The sequence below is a fragment of the Achromobacter sp. 10T422 genome, assembly GCF_056394065.1.
Map to the genome: position 1 here is coordinate 183,819 of NZ_JBFTHD010000009.1, position 15,763 is coordinate 199,581.

The following is a 15,763-nucleotide window of genomic DNA, read 5'->3' on the forward strand; positions in this document are numbered from 1 at the left end:
CATGAGCCACCCGGAAAATCTCGCCGGCCCCTACACCGCGCTCGACGTCACGATAGACGGCGGCGTCGCCATCATCCTGCTTGCCAACCCGCCGGTGAACGCGTTGAGCACCGAGATGATGAACGAACTGTCGTGGGTGCTGGACCGCATCTCTGAAACCCCTGAGGTCCGCGCCGTGGTGCTGTCGGGGCAAGGCAAAACGTTCTGCGCGGGCGCCGACTTGAAGACCCGTGCCGCCACCATCAAAGGGCCGGGTGATCTTCCGCAGCACTCGCGCCGTACCCGCGAGTGCTTTCACGCCATCCGCGAATGCGCCAAGCCCGTCATCGGCGCCATCAACGGCGCGGCGCTTGGCGCCGGCCTGGCCATCGTGGCGTCGTGCGACATCCTGCTGGCCGCCAACACGGCGGTGGTGGGCCTGCCGGAAATCAATGTGGGCCTGCTGGGCGGGGGCCGCCACGGCATGCGGCTGTTCAGCCATTCGCGTCTGCGCAGAATGATGCTGACCGGTTTGCGAATCGATGGCGACGAACTCTACCGGCTGGGCATTGTTGAAGCCTCGGTTCCCGCCGACGCACTGATGGACCGCGCCATGGAACTGGCGCGCGAACTGGCGTCCAAGAGTCCGCTGGCAAGCGCGCTGGCCAAGCAGACGTTGAACGCCATCGAAGACATGAGCCTGCGCGACGGCTACCGGTACGAGCAGGACATGACGGCCGCCATCGCCAAAACCGAAGACGCCCAGGAAGCGCGCCGTGCGTTCCTGGAAAAGCGCGCGCCGGTCTTTCAGGGCCGCTAAGGAGACAACATGACCCGTGCGCTAGAAGGCGTAAAAGTCCTGGACCTGAGCCGCGTGTTCTCCGGCCCGTGGGCCGCGCAAATGTTGGCTGACTTTGGCGCTGACGTGATCAAGGTGGAACGCCCGGGGCGCGGTGACGACGTCCGGCATCAAGGCTATCCGATGCCCGGCCGCAACGGCGAACCCAGCCCGCAAACGTCGTCATTCGTGGCGATGAACCGCGGCAAAAAGTCATTGACGATCGATATCTCGCGGCCCGAAGGCCAGGCGCTGGTACGCCGGCTGGCGCAGACCGCCGACATCGTGATCGAGAATTTCAAAGCGGGCGACCTGCGCCGATATGGGCTGGACTACGCGTCGCTGTCGGCGCTGAATCCCCGGCTGGTGTATTGCTCGATCACCGGCTTTGGCCAAACGGGGCCGTACAGCCACCTGCCCGGCTACGACCCGATCTTTCAGTCCATGAGCGGCCTGATGAGCGTCACCGGCGTGCCCGATGGCGAGCCGGGTGCGGGGCCGGTGAAGGCCGGCTATTCCGTGTCGGACTTGACCGCGGGCTTCTATGCGGTGGCCGCCATCCTTGCTGCCTTGCATCACAGGAATCAGATTTCGGGGGTGGGCCAGCATATCGATCTGGCGCTGCTGGACGCACAGATTGCCGCCATTTCGCATATCGGCATGAACTATCTGGCCAGCGGAAAACTGCCTGCGCGCATGGGCTCGGCGTCACAGATCACCGCACCTTTTCGCGCGTTCGCATGCAGCGATGGCCATCTGATGGTGGCGGTGGGCAACGACTCACAGTTCCGCAGCTTCTGCAAAGTCATCGGGCTGCCCGAGCTGGCCGAGGACGCGCGCTTCCTGACCAACCCCTTGCGCGCCGCGGCGCAAGCCGAGCTGTCACGCCTGATCGAACCGGCGATGCGCCTGCGCACCGCCCACGCGTGGAACGAAGCGCTGGCCGCCGCCAACGTGCCTTGCGGCCCTATCTACACGATGGACCAGGTGTTTGAAGACCCGCAGGTGCGGCATCGCAAGGTGCTGGGCAGCGTTGACCACCCCGAGCTTGGCGCCATGCCGGTTATCAACAACCCCATTCATTTTTCCAACACGCCCATTACGCCGGGCCTGCCCCCGCCGCTGCTGGGCGAACACACGGCGGCGGTGCTGCGCGCGGAATTGGGCATGTCCGACGACGAGATCGCCCGCCTGCACGCGGAGGGCATCGTATGAACGCCGTTGACCACGACCTTATCGAAGCCATTCGCGACAGCGCACGCGACTTGCTTTCCAGGCGCGATCAGCGCCAAAGAAAGCGGGCCGCGCGCGCGGCGGATCGGGACTACTGGCAAGAGCTTGCCGCCGCCGGCTGGATCGGAATGAGCGTGCCGGAAGCGTTGGGTGGACTGGGCTTGGGCTGGCACGCGATGGCGGCCGTAATGGAAGAAGCGGGACGCGCGCAATTGCCCGAGCCGCTGGTGGGCGCGGGAGTGCTCGCCACCGCCCTGCTGACGCGCATTGATCCGGCGCCGGGCTCAACGCTGCGCGATCAGCTGCTGCAAGACCTTTGCGCCGGCACACGCATCATTGGCGTGGCCTGGCAAGAAACCGAAGGCCAGTTGGAAGCCGGCGAGGCGGCGGGCGCGTTTGGCGTCAGCGTCACGGCGCGAGAAGGCGCATACGTGCTGAACGGAGAAAAGCGCCACGTGATTCCCGGTGCGGGCGTGGACGGTTGGCTGGTGACGGCCGACGGCGAACACGGCACCGCGCTGTTCTATGTCGAAGCCGGCACCCCCGGCATCACGGCGCACGCACACACGCGCGCCGACGGCACGCCGGCCTGCCACCTGAGCATTGAGTCCGCCACGGTGCCCGCCGACGCGCTTGTGGCGCGCCATGACGTGCTGGACGCGGTTGACCACGCGTTGGACTACGGCCGGTTGATGCAGTCTGCAGAATTGATCGGGGTGGCGCGGCAGGTGCTGGCCGACACCGTGGCCTACCTGAACACGCGCCAGCAATTCGGCAAACCCTTGTCGTCGTTTCAAGCGTTGCAGCACCGCGTGGTCGACGCCGCAACGCAAATTGAACTGGCGGCAAGCAGCCTGCAAGACGCGCTGAACGCGTTGGCTGAGACGCCCGACGCCATCACCGTGCGTAAGGTCGCGGCCAGCCGCGTCAAGGCGCGCGCGGCGCGTGCCGGGCTGGAGGCGTCGCGGCTGGCTGTCCAGCTTCACGGCGCCATCGGCTACACGGAAGAATGCGATGTCAGCCTGCACTTCCGTAGCGCCCTGCACTTGTCCGCCTGGTTGGGCAACGCCACCGCCCACCGCCAGCGCTATGGCGCATTGGCGGACGACCCCGCCCCGCTGGCGGATGACGCAGACGAACCGGACAACGCGGCCGAGCCCTTTCCCCGGGATGCCGACTGGAATGGCATGCCCGAAGCGGAGTTCCGCGCACTGTTGCGCCGCTTCTTCCGCGCGCACTATCCGGCGCACCTGCGTCACGTTCCCTGGCGGCTGCATTGGGACGAGATCAAGGCGTGGTACTTCACGCTATCGCGCCAGGGCTGGATTGCCCCGTCCTGGCCCCGCGAACACGGCGGGATGGCGCTGTCGCCCGCCCGCCAGATTGCATTCATCGAAGAAGCCGAACGCTACGGCGTGGCGCGCGCGCCCGATCAAGGCCTGGTGATGCTGGGCCCGATTCTGATCCGCTATGGCACCGACGAACAGCGCGCCCGCTTTCTGCCGGGCATTCTGTCGGGCGAGGCCGTGTGGGCGCAGGGGTATTCCGAACCCAACGCCGGTTCCGATCTGGCGTCGTTGCGTTGCGAAGCGGTGACAGACGGCGATGCGCTGATCGTGACCGGGCAAAAGACCTGGTCAACGCTGGCGCAAGACGCCACCCACATGTTCATGCTCGTCCGCACCGACAAGAGCGTGAAGAAGCAGGCGGGCATCAGCTTCCTGCTGGTGGATCTGAACCGTCCCGGCATCRGCCGCCGGCCGATTCGAACCTTGTCCGGGCATGAAGAATTCTGCGAAGTGTTCTTTGATGAGGTCCGCGTGCCGCGTGCGAACGTCGTGGGTGAACTGAATGCGGGATGGGGCATCGCCAAGGCGCTGCTGGGGTTTGAACGGCTGTTTACCGGCAGCCCCAAGCACGCCAACCATGCGTTGCAGCAACTCTTCAGCATCGCGCGGCAACGCGGCCTGCTGGCTGACCCTGCATTCACGGACCGGCTGGCCGAGCTTCGGCTGGACAGCGCTGACCTGACCGCCATGTACCGCGTGTTCGCCGATCTGGCCCGTGCGGGGCGGCCGCTGCCACCTGAGCTATCGCTATTGAAAATCTGGGCCACCGAAACCCACGAACGTCTGGGTGCGCTGCTGATCCAGATTGCCGAAGAATACGGCGGCGCCGACATGCGGCTGGGCTACGGCAACAGCGGTGTCCAGCCGCTGGCGCCGTACATCAACGCGCTGGCCGCCACCATCTTCAGCGGCACCAACGAGATTCAACGAAACATCTACGCCAAACAGGTTCTGGGCCTGGACGGCGCATAACAACATGGCGCCGGCAAGACCCGGCGCGACCTGGAGAGAGACCATGCACAAAGCACCCGCACTGACGGTGGCGGCAATATTGATGGGCGCCGCGCTGCTGCCCGCGGCTCAGGCCGCCCAACCCTGGCCCAGCCAGCCTATCCGCATGATCGTGCCCTATCCGCCCGGCGGCTCGGTGGACAATCTGGCCCGGCTGCTGGCGCCCGCGCTGGGGCAACGGCTGGGCCAGACCATCGTCATTGAAAACAAGGCCGGCGCCAGCGGCACCATCGGCGTGGACGCCACCGTGCGCGCCACCCCCGACGGCAGCACCTTCGGCTTTGGCGTGCCGGGCGCCATTACCGGATTGCCTCACGTCATGAAGGTGCCGTACGACGTGGGCAGCATCCAGTATGTGTCGCTGGTGGCCCGCATTCCGCAGGTCATCATGGTCAACCCGGCGCTGCCCGACACGACGCTGGCCGCGTTCGTCAATGACGCCAAACAGCATCCCGGCAAGATCAACTATGGTTCCGCCGGCAACGTCACCACGCCGCATCTGGGCGGCGAATTGCTCAAGCAGCAAACCGGCATCGACATCATGCATGTGCCGTACAAGGGCGCAGCGCCCGCGGTGACGGCGCTGCTGTCCAACGAGGTGCAGATGTTCCCGGGCGATGCGTCGGCCGCGCTGGGCTTCATCAAGGCGGGCAAGCTGCGCGCCTTGGCCGTGGCCAGCCCCGAACGCTTCGAAGGCCTGCCTGATGTGCCGACCACCCGCGAAGCCGGCTTTCCCGGCGTGATCGTGGAATCGAACTACGGCATCATTGCGCCCACCGGCACGCCCCGCGACATCGTGGACAAGATGGCGGACGCCATCGCCCAATCCCTGGCGGACCCGGTGCTGCGCAAGAAGATGATCGACCAAGGAGCCATCCCGGCGGCCACCACGCCTGACCAGTACCGCACGCTGATGGAAACGGAATCAAAGAAATGGGGCGAGGTCATCCGGCGCGGCAAGCTGGGGCTGGAATGATCCATTCCCGTACGCTTTGCCGTACGCTTATGCCGTTGCTTGAGCCCCTAACCGTGAACTGCCGAACATGCCTTCTGCCAAAGCCACTGGCCTGAGCCTGGACCTGACCGCCGATCTGCACAAATGGAGGGCGTTCCTGGCTATTGCGGAGCTGGGCAGCATCACACGCGCCGCGCTCTACCTGGACCAGGATCAATCGGTGCTCAGCCGCCGCATCAACGCACTAGAGCGTGAATGCAATGCGCGGCTGTTCAACCGGACGGGGCGCGGCGTGCATTTATCCGAAGTCGGAGAGCGCCTGTTTCCGCTGGTGCAGACGCTGCTCAATGACGCCGAGCGGCTCGAGCTGGAACTCAACGGCCAGGCGCGTGAACCGGCGGGGGAAGTGACGCTGGGGCTGCTGCCGTCGACCGCGCACCCGCTTATCCGCCGCCTGTTTTCGCGGCTGCGCAAGCAGTTCCCGAAAGTGCACCTGAAGATTCTGGAGGGTTCCAGCGGCCAGATCGAAGAGTGGCTGACCGACAGCCGCGTCGACATCGCCATCCTGTACCGGTACGGCGACAAATGCCCGCCCGGCGAACAGGCATTGGCCTATGTGGATTCCTATCTGGTGGGCGCGGCGGGCGACACGCGCACGCAATCCGGCGAGGTCACGTTCGACCAGCTCAATGGCTTGCCCTTCATTCTGCCGGGCGCCCCCAACGGCCTGCGCAATGCGCTGGATGGCTTGGCGCGGGCGCGCAAGATCACCATTGCGCCGCTGATCGAGGCGGACTCGCTGCCGTTGATGAAGTCCATCGTCGAGCACGAAAAGATGTACACCGTGCTGCCCCTGCATGCCGTCTGGCAAGAGGTGCAGGAAGGCCGCTTGAGCATCGCCGCGCTGCGCGATCCCACCATGGGCCGCATCATCTCGATGGCGTTTTCACGTTCGAAAGGGCCCGGGCGCACCGTCATGGAAGTGGCAGCGCAGATTGAAACGCTGGTGCGCGAGATCGGCGGCGAAGGCGTGTGGCACGCGAGTCCGTGATGACGGACCCGGGGGTTCAGCCTGCGCTTAGCCTGACCGTATCCAAGGCGCAGCCTGCCGCCGGCAGACTACGCAAAACCGTATAGCCGCGCCGGGTTGTCCACCCATACTTTCTTGCGCAACCCCTCATTGCCCAACCAGTCATATGCCACGTCCACCAGGGCGTCCGCCGACGGCGCGGATGCGCCCATCCGCACGAACGGCCAATCTGATCCCCACAACACCTGATCTGGATTCGCAGTGGTATAGGCGTCGTGGATGAACCGCGCGTTCTCGTAGCCTGGCGCGGCGCCCACCCGGCACAGCGTCAGTTTCATCCAGATGCGGCCCTCTGCCAGCAGACGGTGCAACAGTTGAAAAGCCGGGTCTTGCTCACCGCGCGCCGGCACCACGCTGCCCAGATGATCAATGACGATGGGCACGTCCAGCGCCGCCAACGCGGGAAGATGCTGCACATAGGCATCGCAAAGCGCCCATAGCTGAGCGTGCAGGCCAAACTGCTTCATGCGCGGCGCCAGCGCCGCCAGCTGGCCAAAGCCCACGCTGCCGGGGAAAAGATTGCCGGCCGGATCGCGCGCTTCCAGAAACCGCAAGCCGCGCACGCCGCCGTCCACCATCGCCTGCAACTGCGCATCCGTCACCGACGGATCGGCCACCGCAATGCCGCGCAGCCGATCGCCCCCCTGCGCCAGCGCATCCAGCAGCGCTGCGGGGTTCACGCCGTAGGGCGCGGGCTGCACCAGCACGCCGCGTGCCGCCCCTAGCGTGTCCAGCATGCGCAGGTAGCGATCCACCGGCGCGTCCGGTGCGGCGTAAGACGATGGATGCTGCAAGGGAAACCGGTCATACGGCCCGAACACATGGCAGTGCGTGTCGCAGGCCAGGGCAGGCAAGGCGTGTTGCGGCGCCACCGGCATGCGCGGCATTTCCGCGTTCATGACGGCTCCTTGCGCGCCAGCGGCGCCATGGCGCTCAATGCCGGCTGATCTTGTTCGCGCGGCGTATCCAGCGGCGCAGGCGCGTCGTCCGGCATGGGAATCTCGTGCGCGTTCAAGGTCATGGACACCATCGTGTAGTAGCCGATCACGGCCGTCAGTTCAACGACGCCCACCGCCGCCCACCGCTCAACGGCTTGCGCGTAGAGAGCAGGCTCGACCTGCCCCGTTTCTTGCAGCTGGCGTGCAAACTCGTACACCACCTCGTCATCACGGGTATCGAACACGGGCAGCGCGCGCGCCTGAATGGCATCCAGCACGGCGTCAGAAATACCGGCGGCACGCGCGGCCTGCGCATGGATATACCATTCGATCTGGCTGTTCCAGCGGCGCGCCGTGACCACGATGGCCAGTTCGCTGACGCGCGGCGGCAGGCTCGTGCCAAAGCGCAGCAAAGCGCCCAACGCCTGCCAGCGCTCGGCCAGCTCAGGGTTGTGCAACGCCGCACGCAAGGGGCCGACCAGGCGGCCACGCGGTCCCGAGACGATCTTCTCGTACACGCGCTTCTGGTCATCAGTCATGCTGTCGGGAGAAGGCAGCGGGATACGGCTCATCATCGTCCTCAGTTCAAGGGGTTTCGTCGGGTTGGCTGCGCACGACCGACGGGCGTTCGGAGAAATTCCGATGCCATGCCGCCAGCGCGTCATGCCCATCGCGCCAGGCGATGTCTGGAAAACGATAGTCCATATACGACAGCGCGCATCCGATAGCGATCAGGCCCAGATCAAACGGCGTCGACGCCAACGCAGAAGCCTCGGCGTCCAAGGCCGCCAGCACCGACCGCACCTTCAGCGCAAAAGCATCCAGCCAGGCCGCCGTCTGCTTTTCCACAGGCTTGTTGCGCTCTTGCCGATACAGCAGCAAGGCATCCAGGAAGCCGTCGCCCAGCGCCTGGCGGCGTTCCGCCACCAGCCGCGCGTGCGGCTCCCGAGGCAGCAGGCGTCCGCCCGTCAGGCCGTCCAGATAGGCGGAGATCACCCGCGAGTCATACACCGGCGTGCCATCGTCCAGCACCAGCGTTGGCAATTTGATCAAGGGGTTATCCGGAATCAGATCCAGATTGGGCTTGTCCATAGCCACCGGCRTACGCGCGAGCGTCACGCGGTCTTCCATGCCCGTTTCGTACAACACAATCATCACCTTGCGCACAAAGGGCGACCGTGGCGACCAATGCAGTTTCATCGTTCAGCTCCTGATTCGTTGAGTCTAATCCTGACGGGTTCAATGCCCCTGCGCAGGCCGCACGGCGGGGTCGTTCGCTGCGTCCGGGACAAGCATCTGGAACAGATCGCTGGTATGCGCATACCAGCCCGCCCCATGCATGCGGCCCAGCAAGCGCAAGGCGGGCGTGTCCACGTAGAAGCGGTCGCGGTTCAACAGCGCATCATCGCGCAGGTACATGCCCACCACGCGCGCCAGCACGATCACCCGCTGCGGCGCAGCCTCGATCACTTGCCAGACCTTGCACTCCAGCGCGGCGGGACTTTGCGCGATGCGCGGCGGCGCCACTGTTTTCGACGGCTCGGTCGTGAGGCCGGCACGCACCAATTCGTTGACATCGGCGTGATAGTCCAGGCTGGTGCGATTCATCTGTTCGGCAAGCTCGGCGGACACCAGATTGATCACGAATTCACGCGTGTCCAGAATGTTGCGCGACGTGTCCTTCAACTGCCCGCCCCGAGGGCCGATGCCCAGCGCCACAATCGGCGGATCGCTGCTGACCACATTGAAGAACGAGAAGGGTGCGGCGTTGATATCGCCGGTTGCCGACTGGCTGACCACCCACGCGATGGGGCGCGGCACGACCACGCTGGACAGCAGCTTGAACGCATCGGCCGCGGCCAACTGGCTGAAGTCAAAGTTCATCGTGGCATCGCCTTGCGCGTGGTGGCTGAAAGGATCAGCGTCATTTTGCCAGCAGCCCCAAGGAGCCCAGCAACTGCTGCATGTCGGCGCGGTCGCGGCGCACATAGGCGTCGGCATCTGCCGGTGACAGCGCCATCAGCTCGATCGCTTGTTCCTGCATGACGCGGCGATAGTCGGGGTCGCTGTTCACGGCTTTGACCGCGTCGCTTAAGCGCTGCACGACGTCGGGCGGCGTACCGGCGGGGGCCGCCAGGCTGTACCACGTGGCCGCCTGTGCGCCAGAGATGCCGGCTTCTTCCAGCGTGGGCACGTCCGGCAACAAGGCCGAACGTTTGTCGGCCGCATAAGCCAGCGCCTTCAACCGGCCCTGGCGGATGAACGGCAGGCTGGCCGACAGGTTCAGCATGGCCAGGTCAATCTGGCCGCCCACCGCATCATTGATCGCGGGCGACGCGCCCGCGTAGGGAATATGGTTCAGCTGGATGTGCGCCTTTTGCTGGAACAGTTCTGCGCCCAGATGGGTAGCGCCACCCACCCCGGCCGAACCGTAGCTCAGCTTGCCCGGCTCGGCGCGGGCGCGTTCGACCAGCGCCGCAACACTGCCGATGCCGCGCGACGGATTCACCACCAGCATGATCGGCTGCACCGCCACCACCGAGCAAAACGCGAACCCTTCCACGCCGTCATAAGGCGTCTTCTGCATCAACGGCGTGACGACATGGCCGGCGGAGGTGCCCAGCAACAGCGTGTAGCCATCCGGCTTGGCGCGCGCCACAAAACCCGTGCCGATGGACGCGCCGCCGCCCGGCTTGTTTTCCACCACCACAGGCTGGCCCAACCGCTTCTCCAGCGCACGCCCAAGGCTGCGCGCCACGACATCGGCCGGGCCGCCCGCAGCATAGGGATTGATCAGCGTCAGCGGATGGTCAGGGTAAGAGGCCGCCTGGGCCATGGGCGTGAACGCGCACGTGGCAAGCGCCGCCGCAAGCAGGGATCGGATCATCGAAGTCATTGGAGTTCCCGTCGAAGTCATCGCGCGAAGAATGGCAAACGTCGCGCCCGCAAACCCGCATTCAATCCGCGCGTGCCCCAGACTGCTTGATCACTTGCGCCCATTTCGCCGTGTCGGTCTGAATCTGCGCGGCGAACGCTTCAGGCGTGCTGTGCGTGGTCTGGATGCCGTAAGCGGCCATGCGTTCGACCATCTGCGGCGATGTCATGACCGCCTTGATGTCCTGATTCAGCTTGTCGATAACGGCGCGAGATGTGCCGGCGGGCGCCAGCACGCCTGACCACAAGCTGACCTCGTAGGATTCAAAACCGGGCGATTCTGAAATCGACGGCACGTCCGGCAACGCCGGCAACCGTTTCCGGCTGGTCACGCCCAGCGCATGCACCTTGCCCTGCTTGACCTGTTCGATAAAGTTGGACGACGTATCGATCATCATCGAGATACGCCCAGCCAGAAAATCATTGATGGCGCCCGACGTGCCCTTGTACGGGATATGGCGGATATCAACGCCTGCCGTCGACTTGAACATTTCGCCCGCCAGATGGCTGGTGGTGCCATTGCCCGACGAACTGAACGTGAGTTCACCCGGCCGCTGCTTGGCCAGCGCCGCCAACTCTGCGACCGAGTTGACCTTTAATTCCGGGTTCACGACCAGCAGATTCGACGTCAGATTCGTCATCGAAATCGGCGCAAAGCTTTTCTGCGGGTCATAGCGCAGCTTGGCGTACAGCGACGGGTTGATCGTCAACACGCCCATCGTCGAATACAGCAAGGTGTAGCCATCAGGCGCCGCGCTGGCCACGGCCTCGGCCCCGATCGACCCGCCCGCGCCGCCCCGGTTTTCCACCACGACAGCCTGCCCGAGCTTTTCTCCCAAGCCCTGCGCCAGCGCGCGGGCCATCAAGTCGGTGGCGCCCCCTGCGGGAAAGGGCACGATCATCCTGACCGGATGATCGGGATAGGGGCCGGCCAAGGCCGGCGTCAACGGGGCCAGCCCTATACCCAGCCCCATACCCAGGCTGACCCACACCAGCGAACTTGCGATCTTCATGCTGTCTCCAAACCTTATTTCTTGTGTTTGGAGCATGGTAGGCGCAGCGCCTGGGCGGCGCTATGCGCCGAATCGCATATCTGTTTTGTCGGGCACGGTTCGCGCCAGACGTTCCGAGATCAATCCGCGCCGCGAATGGCCGCAATCAGCGCATTCAATTCCGCATCGCGATCCGGCTCGTTCGCGCTGACATAGCGCGGCTCGGGGTACGCGGCCAGTTGCACCACCACCAGCGCATGGCGGCGGTCGATGTAGATGCGCTGGCCGGAATGGCCCATCGCCATCATCGCGCCGTCTGCGCGCAGCCACCAGCTATAGCCGTAGCCCGTCAGCCCCAGCGCCTGGCGGCTGGCGGCATGGAAGGCTTCCGGCACGGTGTGCGCCACCGTCGCCGCCTGGTCGATCCAGCCTTCCGGCAGCACGCGCTGGCCGTTGACAACGCCGTCGTCCAGCACGAACTGCCCCACCCGCCCCAGATCACGCAGCGTCATGCCTGCGCGGCTGCCGCCAATTTCCTGGCCATTCTCGGATTCCAGCGTGTAGAAGGCATCGAACTCCATGCCATAGGGCTGCCAGATCTTGCGCGACAAGTAATCCGCCAGCGTGCTGCCGGTGGCCGCGGAAATCAGCGCGCCCAACAGATACGTGTCGCCGGTGTTGTAGTGCCAGACGTCGCCCGGCACATGCAGGCTTTGGCAGGCGCGCAGCAAGGCCAGCACACCGCCGGGCGCTTTATCGGCCAGCGATTTGCTGTAGCGGTTCACGTCCGACTGTTTGTCGGTGTAGTCCTCGGTCCAGGCCATGCCCGAGCACATCGTCATCAGATGGCGCACCGTTACGTGTTCGTAGGCGCACCCTTGCATGGCGGGCAGGTAACGCGTGACGGGGTCGTCGATGCTGCCGATGGCGCCGTCCTGCACGGCCGCGCCGACCAGCAGCGCGGTAACGGACTTGATGGTGGACATCGTCGACCAGCGGTCATGCGGTTGCAGACCCAAGCCGTATTGCTCCAGCACCACGCGCCCGTCACGAATCGCCAGCAGACCGGCGACGTTGTTGCGGTCCATGAATTCAGGCACGCCGCGTTGCACGCCGTCGGTGACGTATCGCACTTGGGCTTCCGGGCCGCGCGCCAGTTCACGCGTGACCGGGCCGCGCGTCACGGTGCGCGTGGCGAACAGCTGGTCAACGATGCGATAGCCGTAGGACTGCAAGCAAGGCGGCCACAGCAGAAAGTCTTCACTGCGCGGCAGGTGGACGGTGGGCTGGGCGATGGCGGCGGGCGGTAGGGAAAGGTCGGTCATGAATCAGGCTCAATGCAATGCCGCGCCGCCAGTGGGGCGGCGCGCGAAAAGGAAGGGTCAGATCAATCGTTCTGGATGCCCAGGCGCTTGATGATGGGCCCCCACGTGGCGGCCTCGCGCTGCATGGCTTCGGCCACGGCCGGGCCGCCGAAGCTGGCGGGCGGCAGCATGTAGATCTGCGCCATCTGCGCACGCGCCTCGGGGTCGGCCCAGAACTTCTGCGTGGCTTCGGTCAGGCGGGCCAGCACGGCAGGCGGCGTGCCTTTGGGCGCCATCAAGCCATACCAGCCATCGCTGGGAAAATCGCGGGCGCCCACTTCGTAGATCGTCGGAACATCAGGCAGCTCGGCCACGCGCTGGCTGCCAAAGACCACCAATGGCACCGCCTTGCCGGTCTTGATCTGCGGGATGGCGCCCGTCAACGCGTCCGCCGTCAGGTCGATTTGCCCGCCGACCAAATCCATCATGGCCGGCGCCGCGCCCTTGTACGGCACATGCGACATATCCAGGCCAAAATGCTGCGCCAGGAATGCCACGTTCAGATGCGTTGAATTGCCCATGCCAGCCGAGCCATAGTTCAGTACGCCGGGCTTGCTCTTGGCCACCTTGACCAGGTCGTCGACGCTTTTGATGCCGGTGGCCGCATTCGTGACCAGCACCTGCGAGGTGCCGGCGATCATCGTCACCGGATCAAAGTCGCGCACCGGGTTGTACGCCAGGGTCTTGTACGAGAACGGGTTCAACGACATGTTCGACGTGCTGCCAAACAGCAGCGAATAACCGTCCGCCGGCTGCTTGGCCACAAACGCCGCAGCGATGCTGCCGTTGGCGCCGGGCTTGTTCTCGACAATCACCGTGCCGCCGATGGCCTTGCCGACGTAGCTGGCCCAGGCGCGCGCCAACGCATCTGCCGCGCCGCCGGCCGATACCGGCACCACCACCGACACCGGCTTGACCGGGTAATCCGCCTGCGCGGCGAACGGGGCGAGCGCAGCGCCCGCCACGCTTGCGGCGGCCAGCCAGCGGCGCAGCGAAGCACGGGGAAAGAGGGGCGATGCAGCAACACAGGGGAATAGCGACGGGACCATGGCGGCTCACAGGAAAGCGGGTGCCGGCTAGCGGCGGAGGTGCAGCGATCTTAGGAGCGCCACTAATTGCCGTCCAATGCATAATCGGCTTACCTTCCATAATCAAAATGAATAATTTGGGCAAGCCCGCATGAACCTTCAGCAGCTGGACCACTTCCTGGCCGTGGTGGAAACGCAGTCTTTCAGCCGCGCCGCCGACAAACTGCATCTGACCCAACCCGCGCTTAGCCGCAGCATCCAGGCGCTGGAAGAAGAACTGGGCGGCCCGCTGCTGGAACGCGGCAAGAACAAGACGCTGACATCACTGGGTGAACTGGCGCTGGCGCGCGCGCGGCGCGTACGGGTCGAGCTGGCCGAGCTGCGGCGCAGCGCAAAGATACTTGCCGATGTGGAAGGCGGCACGCTGCGGCTGGGCCTGGGGCCCGCGCCCACCGCCATGCTGTCCGTGCACCTGTTGCAGCACATGATGCAGCGCTATCCCGCCATCAAAGTGCAGTTAAGTGGCGGCACGGCCGACATGCAGTTGCAGGAATTGCGCGACGGCGATGTCGATGCGCTGATCTTGCACCGCACCCAGGTGCCGCCGGATGACGACCTGACGCTGGACCTGTTTCCGCCCACGCCGCTGGGCTTTGTCTGCCGCGCAGGCCACCCGCTACAGCACGTGCACGAGCTCAGCTTCGCCGAGCTGCGCAAGTATCCGCTGGCCGCCAGCGGCCGCGCGATGAGCCACGACGTGCTGCATCGTCTGAACGAATACTTCGGCAACCGCACGCACTTTCATGACGCCATCCAATATCAGTCGAACGACGTGAACGCCCTGGTGGAAATGGTGCGCCGCAGTGACGCGGTGTTCTTTGGCGTGCTGCAAGTGGCGCGTGAGTGGTTGGAACGCGGTGAGCTCGTACCGCTGCATCTGTCGCCGCCGCTGGCGCTGAGTTCGCAATTCATGTTCGTCACGCTGGATGGCAAAACGCCACCGCCCGCGCTGGAAAAAGTCCGCGACTGGTGCGCGGCGCAGATGGCGGGCACGCCTTGACGGCGTAGCGTCAGAAATTTTGTTTTTGCATTCAGACTGCATTTACCGCAGCGATATCCTCGCGCGCAACGGTCAACGCAGTTCGTCCAGCATCAGCCGTCCGACCACGCGCCCGACTTCAGCAGCGGTTCTAGGATGCCAGCGGTGTACACCCGCGCCACGTTTTGCAGGAACGCGGTGAAGTCGGTCTTTGCGGCATGGTCGGCACGGTCGGAAATCACACGCATCACCGCAAACGGGATGCCGAATTCATAGCAGATCTGCGCCATCGCCGCGCCTTCCATTTCCACGCACAACGCATCGGGTAAGCGCTTGCGCAGCGCCTGCGCGTCGTCGTTGTGGCTGACGAACACATCGCCGGTGGCGATCAGGCCGTGGTGGACGCGGGGTTTGGCGAGCGTGTCGCCAGCCTGTATGACAGGCATGTCGCGCCGGCTCGTAAAGCGTGACGCGCTGTCATACAGCTGCTGGCTCAAGACCGCATCGGCTTCAAAGTGCACGCACCCCAGCAAGGGAATTTCGTGCTGGTCGAACAAGGGCCGCGCGTCCATGTCGTGCTGCATCAAGGTGCTAGCGACCACCACGTCGCCCACGTCCACGTCCGCATGCAAGCCGCCCGCAAGCCCCGTGAAGATCACGCGCGACACCTGGAATTCCTGGATGACAATCGTTGCCGTCGCAGCCGCCGCCACCTTGCCGATGCGGCTTAGCGCGATCACGCAGGGCGTGCCCCACAACGTGCCCACATGAAAATCGCGCATGGCGATGCGATGTACGGCCGCGCCCGGGTCCATCGCGGCGAGCAGGTCGGCGATTTCTTCGTGCAAGGCGCCCAGAATGGCGAGACGTTCCATGATGTCCTTCGATGCTGAATGGCGTAGCGGCGCGACGTCGAACCCGCCGGTCGCGCCCAGCGCGCAACATACTCCAAAAGCAGGAGCGCCGCGCGGCAGCATCGCTACTCGTCTACCCCAGCGCACCGCGGACGGCTT

At 65.1% G+C, this 15,763-nt stretch carries 15 protein-coding genes; 6 read left to right on the forward strand and 9 right to left on the reverse strand.

Annotation, left to right across the window (positions count from 1 at the left end; genetic code table 11):
- The first annotated feature begins 1 nt into the window (after position 1).
- The 5 genes from AC1DB0_RS24500 to AC1DB0_RS24520 all read left to right on the forward strand — a co-directional run bounded on the left by AC1DB0_RS24500 (position 2) and on the right by AC1DB0_RS24520 (position 6,416).
- Entirely contained in the window at positions 2-799 is a 798-nt protein-coding gene (locus AC1DB0_RS24500) for an enoyl-CoA hydratase/isomerase family protein (RefSeq protein WP_054423236.1), read from the forward strand.
- Between the two features lie 9 nt (positions 800-808).
- On the forward strand, positions 809-2,032 hold the full coding sequence (locus tag AC1DB0_RS24505) for a CaiB/BaiF CoA transferase family protein (protein ID WP_476758134.1): 1,224 nt from the start codon (positions 809-811) through the stop codon (positions 2,030-2,032).
- Entirely contained in the window at positions 2,029-4,371 is a 2,343-nt protein-coding gene (locus AC1DB0_RS24510; protein ID WP_476758760.1) for an acyl-CoA dehydrogenase, read from the forward strand. Before AC1DB0_RS24505 ends, AC1DB0_RS24510 begins: the two co-directional genes overlap by 4 nt.
- 43 nt (positions 4,372-4,414) lie before the next feature.
- Positions 4,415-5,386, forward strand: a complete 972-nt coding sequence (locus tag AC1DB0_RS24515; protein ID WP_175170966.1) for a tripartite tricarboxylate transporter substrate binding protein — start codon at positions 4,415-4,417, stop codon at positions 5,384-5,386.
- A gap of 67 nt (positions 5,387-5,453) precedes the next feature.
- Positions 5,454-6,416 carry a LysR family transcriptional regulator gene (locus AC1DB0_RS24520; protein WP_054423240.1) on the forward strand — a complete coding sequence of 321 codons (963 nt, stop codon included), beginning with the start codon at positions 5,454-5,456 and terminating at the stop codon, positions 6,414-6,416.
- A gap of 68 nt (positions 6,417-6,484) precedes the next feature.
- Here the strand turns inward: AC1DB0_RS24520 and AC1DB0_RS24525 are convergent, their stop codons facing one another.
- The 8 genes from AC1DB0_RS24525 to AC1DB0_RS24560 all read right to left on the reverse strand — a co-directional run bounded on the left by AC1DB0_RS24525 (position 6,485) and on the right by AC1DB0_RS24560 (position 13,732).
- The gene (locus tag AC1DB0_RS24525) at positions 6,485-7,354 is read right to left on the reverse strand and encodes an amidohydrolase family protein (protein ID WP_476758136.1); all 870 of its coding nucleotides are present in this window, start codon (positions 7,352-7,354) and stop codon (positions 6,485-6,487) included.
- Positions 7,351-7,965 carry a carboxymuconolactone decarboxylase family protein gene (locus tag AC1DB0_RS24530; protein ID WP_175171041.1) on the reverse strand — a complete coding sequence of 205 codons (615 nt, stop codon included), beginning with the start codon at positions 7,963-7,965 and terminating at the stop codon, positions 7,351-7,353. Before AC1DB0_RS24530 ends, AC1DB0_RS24525 begins: the two co-directional genes overlap by 4 nt.
- A gap of 13 nt (positions 7,966-7,978) precedes the next feature.
- Positions 7,979-8,593, reverse strand: coding sequence for a glutathione S-transferase family protein (locus tag AC1DB0_RS24535; RefSeq protein WP_476758761.1), 615 nt, complete (start codon positions 8,591-8,593; stop codon positions 7,979-7,981).
- Positions 8,594-8,632: 39 nt separating this feature from the next.
- Positions 8,633-9,277, reverse strand: coding sequence for a flavin reductase family protein (locus tag AC1DB0_RS24540; RefSeq protein ID WP_054423243.1), 645 nt, complete (start codon positions 9,275-9,277; stop codon positions 8,633-8,635).
- Positions 9,278-9,317: 40 nt separating this feature from the next.
- A complete protein-coding gene (locus AC1DB0_RS24545) occupies positions 9,318-10,289 on the reverse strand; it encodes a Bug family tripartite tricarboxylate transporter substrate binding protein (RefSeq protein WP_476758138.1) in 972 nt (323 codons plus the stop codon).
- Between the two features lie 61 nt (positions 10,290-10,350).
- Complete coding sequence (locus tag AC1DB0_RS24550) at positions 10,351-11,340, reverse strand: Bug family tripartite tricarboxylate transporter substrate binding protein (RefSeq protein ID WP_476758139.1); 990 nt, start codon at positions 11,338-11,340, stop codon at positions 10,351-10,353.
- A gap of 119 nt (positions 11,341-11,459) precedes the next feature.
- Positions 11,460-12,644 (reverse strand): serine hydrolase domain-containing protein, encoded by a 1,185-nt coding sequence (locus AC1DB0_RS24555; RefSeq protein ID WP_342066181.1) that lies wholly within the window; start codon positions 12,642-12,644, stop codon positions 11,460-11,462.
- Between the two features lie 62 nt (positions 12,645-12,706).
- Positions 12,707-13,732: a Bug family tripartite tricarboxylate transporter substrate binding protein gene (locus AC1DB0_RS24560; RefSeq protein WP_447982663.1), complete on the reverse strand. Its 1,026-nt coding sequence runs from the start codon at positions 13,730-13,732 to the stop codon at positions 12,707-12,709.
- Positions 13,733-13,862: 130 nt separating this feature from the next.
- Here AC1DB0_RS24560 and AC1DB0_RS24565 point away from each other — a divergent pair, with 130 nt between their 5' ends.
- The gene (locus AC1DB0_RS24565; protein WP_476758140.1) at positions 13,863-14,771 is read left to right on the forward strand and encodes a LysR family transcriptional regulator; all 909 of its coding nucleotides are present in this window, start codon (positions 13,863-13,865) and stop codon (positions 14,769-14,771) included.
- A gap of 92 nt (positions 14,772-14,863) precedes the next feature.
- Here AC1DB0_RS24565 and AC1DB0_RS24570 read toward each other — a convergent pair whose 3' ends face one another.
- On the reverse strand, positions 14,864-15,625 hold the full coding sequence (locus tag AC1DB0_RS24570) for a 5'-methylthioadenosine/adenosylhomocysteine nucleosidase (protein ID WP_476758141.1): 762 nt from the start codon (positions 15,623-15,625) through the stop codon (positions 14,864-14,866).
- Positions 15,626-15,763: the final 138 nt, after the last annotated feature.

Coding starts and splice junctions, on each gene's coding strand:
- AC1DB0_RS24500 (WP_054423236.1), top strand. CDS start 2: ATGAGCCACCCGGAAAATCTCGCCGGCCCCTACACCGCGCTCGACGTC.
- AC1DB0_RS24505 (WP_476758134.1), top strand. CDS start 809: ATGACCCGTGCGCTAGAAGGCGTAAAAGTCCTGGACCTGAGCCGCGTG.
- AC1DB0_RS24515 (WP_175170966.1), top strand. CDS start 4,415: ATGCACAAAGCACCCGCACTGACGGTGGCGGCAATATTGATGGGCGCC.
- AC1DB0_RS24520 (WP_054423240.1), top strand. CDS start 5,454: ATGCCTTCTGCCAAAGCCACTGGCCTGAGCCTGGACCTGACCGCCGAT.
- AC1DB0_RS24525 (WP_476758136.1), bottom strand. CDS start 7,354: ATGAACGCGGAAATGCCGCGCATGCCGGTGGCGCCGCAACACGCCTTG.
- AC1DB0_RS24530 (WP_175171041.1), bottom strand. CDS start 7,965: ATGAGCCGTATCCCGCTGCCTTCTCCCGACAGCATGACTGATGACCAG.
- AC1DB0_RS24540 (WP_054423243.1), bottom strand. CDS start 9,277: ATGAACTTTGACTTCAGCCAGTTGGCCGCGGCCGATGCGTTCAAGCTG.
- AC1DB0_RS24545 (WP_476758138.1), bottom strand. CDS start 10,289: ATGACTTCGATGATCCGATCCCTGCTTGCGGCGGCGCTTGCCACGTGC.
- AC1DB0_RS24550 (WP_476758139.1), bottom strand. CDS start 11,340: ATGAAGATCGCAAGTTCGCTGGTGTGGGTCAGCCTGGGTATGGGGCTG.
- AC1DB0_RS24555 (WP_342066181.1), bottom strand. CDS start 12,644: ATGACCGACCTTTCCCTACCGCCCGCCGCCATCGCCCAGCCCACCGTC.
- AC1DB0_RS24560 (WP_447982663.1), bottom strand. CDS start 13,732: ATGGTCCCGTCGCTATTCCCCTGTGTTGCTGCATCGCCCCTCTTTCCC.
- AC1DB0_RS24565 (WP_476758140.1), top strand. CDS start 13,863: ATGAACCTTCAGCAGCTGGACCACTTCCTGGCCGTGGTGGAAACGCAG.
- AC1DB0_RS24570 (WP_476758141.1), bottom strand. CDS start 15,625: ATGGAACGTCTCGCCATTCTGGGCGCCTTGCACGAAGAAATCGCCGAC.